2 protein-coding genes are annotated in these 2,790 nt (G+C 62.2%); both read right to left on the bottom strand.

The genetic code is table 11. From position 1 onward, the window contains the following. A partial coding sequence (gene drmD, locus XF30_RS38880) for a DISARM system SNF2-like helicase DrmD (protein ID WP_244608989.1) occupies positions 1 to 2,130 on the bottom strand: 2,130 nt, incomplete at its 3' end. Between the two features lie 477 nt (positions 2,131 to 2,607). Continuing rightward, a partial coding sequence (locus XF30_RS38875) for a hypothetical protein (RefSeq protein ID WP_204524513.1) occupies positions 2,608 to 2,790 on the bottom strand: 183 nt, incomplete at its 5' end.

Raw genomic sequence — 2,790 nt, 5'->3', positions numbered from 1 at the left:
GGCGGTTTCGAGCGCGCGCTGCAGCCGCTGCTCCTCCTCCTTCAGCCGGGCGACACGCCTGTCGGCCTCGTCATCCAGCTCGCGCGCGGCGATGCCGACGCGCTCTGACGTGGCGCTGCTGATGCTTTCGGCCAACTTGGCCGCATCGCCGCGGCGGATTCCTTCTCTGGCCAGCGTGGTCTCGATGGTTTGACGCAGAACCTCGCCCGAGGCGCCGAGCTGCTTGCGGATCACCTCGGTCTTGCGCACCAGCGCGTCCAACACCCGGTCTTCCTCGCGCTGGGTGTAGACGAAATAGCCACAGGTAACGGTCTTTGAGGGCTGCAGTTTGCGGTCGATACGGCCGTTGCGCTGCTCCAGCCGCGACGGGTTCCAGGGCAGATCAACATGGATGAGATCGTGGCAACGTGCTTGCAGATTGAGGCCCTCCCGCGCCGCATCGGTGCAGACGAGGATGCGCACCGGCTCCTTGTCAAACGGGGCGTTGAAGGCGATCTTGATGCGATCGCGCTCCTGCAGGCTGGTCTGGCCGGTAAAGTTGAGGATGCGGCCCTCCAGATCAACGCGACCAAGGCTGCGCTGGAGCAGGCCCTCCTTGAGGCGCTCGACCAGCCAGCGGCGCGTGTCCTCCCATTCGGTGAACAGGATGAGCCGGCGGTCCTGCCAGGTGTAACCGTCGTCGAGCATCTGTTGCTCGATCCAATCGAGGATCGCGGCAACCCGCGCGTCGGGCAGATCGCGCGCGGCGGCGCTGATGGCGAGCATGCGATCGACATGGGCGATAGCGGCGTTGAGGTCGCCGAGCTCGCCCTTGGCATGATGGGTCACTGCTTCGATCGACTCGTTGTCTTCGATTAGTTCCGGCATCGCCTCGATGGTGTCAGGAGCGAGCTCCTCGCTCTTCCTGGCGAGGCTCCTTCGATGCGTTGTGAGCGTCCGGTGGAACGCCGCAATCGACGAGAACAGGCGCTGCTGCAGATTGGCGAACAGAAAGCGCGCCCTGGTCCCGCCGGCCGATGACTGGCTGTACTCGTCGAGCATCATGGCGAGACGCAGTTCGGGCGCATCCGGCGCCAGGCCCGATATCTCGATCGGCTCGACGATGCGCTCAGGAAAGGCGTGGCCGAGCCGACGCAAGTCTTCCTTCAGCCGCCGCACCATGACCGGCTCAAGTTCCCTGGCCTCAACCGAAATGCCGCGCGTAAAGCGCTGCGGATCGAGGATCTCCAGCAGGGTCGCGAACGAGTTTGAGTGGCCATTGTGCGGAGTCGCCGAGAGGAACAATCGATGCTCGAAGAGCGAAGCGATGTCGCGAACGGCCTTGGTCATCTGGCTTTCGACCGCCCAGGTTGCTCCAGACGACGGAGCGGCATGATGAGCCTCGTCCAGGATGAACATCGATCCCGCGCGAAACGGAGCCAGGAGCTCGCGCAGGCCTCCCGTGTAGCTCTCATCGGAGAGGACGCTGTGCGAGACGATGAAGCGCGAGCCGACGCTCCAGGGGTTGGCCGAGAAACCGCGGGTGCGCCGGGTCTCCAAGAGATGCTCCCGGTCGACGATCGTGAAATCGAGCCCGAACTTCTGCGCAAGCTCGTCCTGCCATTGCAGCAGCATGGATGCGGGCGCGGCGACCACGATAGTGTCGATACGACGCCGCAGCAGCAGTTCCCGCACGATCAGACCAGCTTCGACGGTCTTGCCGAGGCCGACGTCATCGCCGATCAGGAGGTTGACGCGCGGCAGTTCGAGCGCCTTGGCGAGCGGCAGCAGCTGATAGGAATCGAGCCGAATGCCGGCACGAAACGGGGCCTGGAACAGCTTGCGGTCGGCTGCCGTCGCGGTGCGCCATTCGGTGGAGCGCAGGTAGGCACCTAAGCGCTGAGGCCCCTCGAATGTCCTGGCCAGCAGCGGCGACCAGTCGTTCAAATCGAGGATTTCAGGCCGAATTTCGGCAGCGTAGGCGAGCTCGATCGCCTCGCCCTGAGAATCATCCTCACAGGAGATCAGGGTGAGCGCTTGCACGCGGCCCTTCTGCTCGACCCTTTCGACGATCCAAGTCCGACCTCGAATGCCAACGAAACTGCCCACGTGCGGAACGGGCGGTTGTCCCGCGACCGCGCCATCCTTCATTGCTTCCCCCGACTAAGCCGACGTATCGATACCAACCGGAGACCTTCTTAGCAGCAAAGACTTTCGATGTACTGTTCCGGGGGCGCGATCCGGTGGAGTAGTCGTGCCGGCTGTAGTTTTGCCCTCACCATGAATTAGCGGTAGGGCGAATTTTGCTGCACGTGCCCCATGATCGGCAGAAAAGCCGCGTAGAGCCGATTCGCATGCAACGGGGTGCAAACCAGCCCCGACATAAGAAATCCTCCCTGCGCAACGTTTCTGCCTCCCGGAACTTGAAAAAGTTGTCTGTTGGAGGTATGCGGCGGCCAGCGCTATCGGAGTTGCCGCTTTCGAGCCATCCGAGGAGCGCCCTTCTGGCTTTCCAGCAAGCCATAAACCGGTCTCAGGGAAGAACGTCGCCATTTTCGCGCCGCGGCGTACTCTACTTCCGCTGAACGCCGCAAAGCCTCTCCGAAGTCGGCTGGAGGGCGGAGTGGCTTACATCTGAACGAACTCGTAGGCTGACTTATCTCGCCGATCGATAGCCAAGTAGAAATCTTTTCCTTCGATTTCCTCATTTAACGCGTTCAAGGCTTGGCTTATCGAGCAACGTCGGAGCTCAATTGACTTCTGGAGACTGCCGTTCTTCCAATAATGCTCTTCGACTGAATACCTCGCTAG

This window comes from Bradyrhizobium sp. SUTN9-2, from assembly GCF_003122645.1.
GTDB lineage: Bacteria > Pseudomonadota > Alphaproteobacteria > Rhizobiales > Xanthobacteraceae > Bradyrhizobium > Bradyrhizobium yuanmingense.
This window is presented reverse-complemented; position numbering and strand designations above follow the sequence as displayed.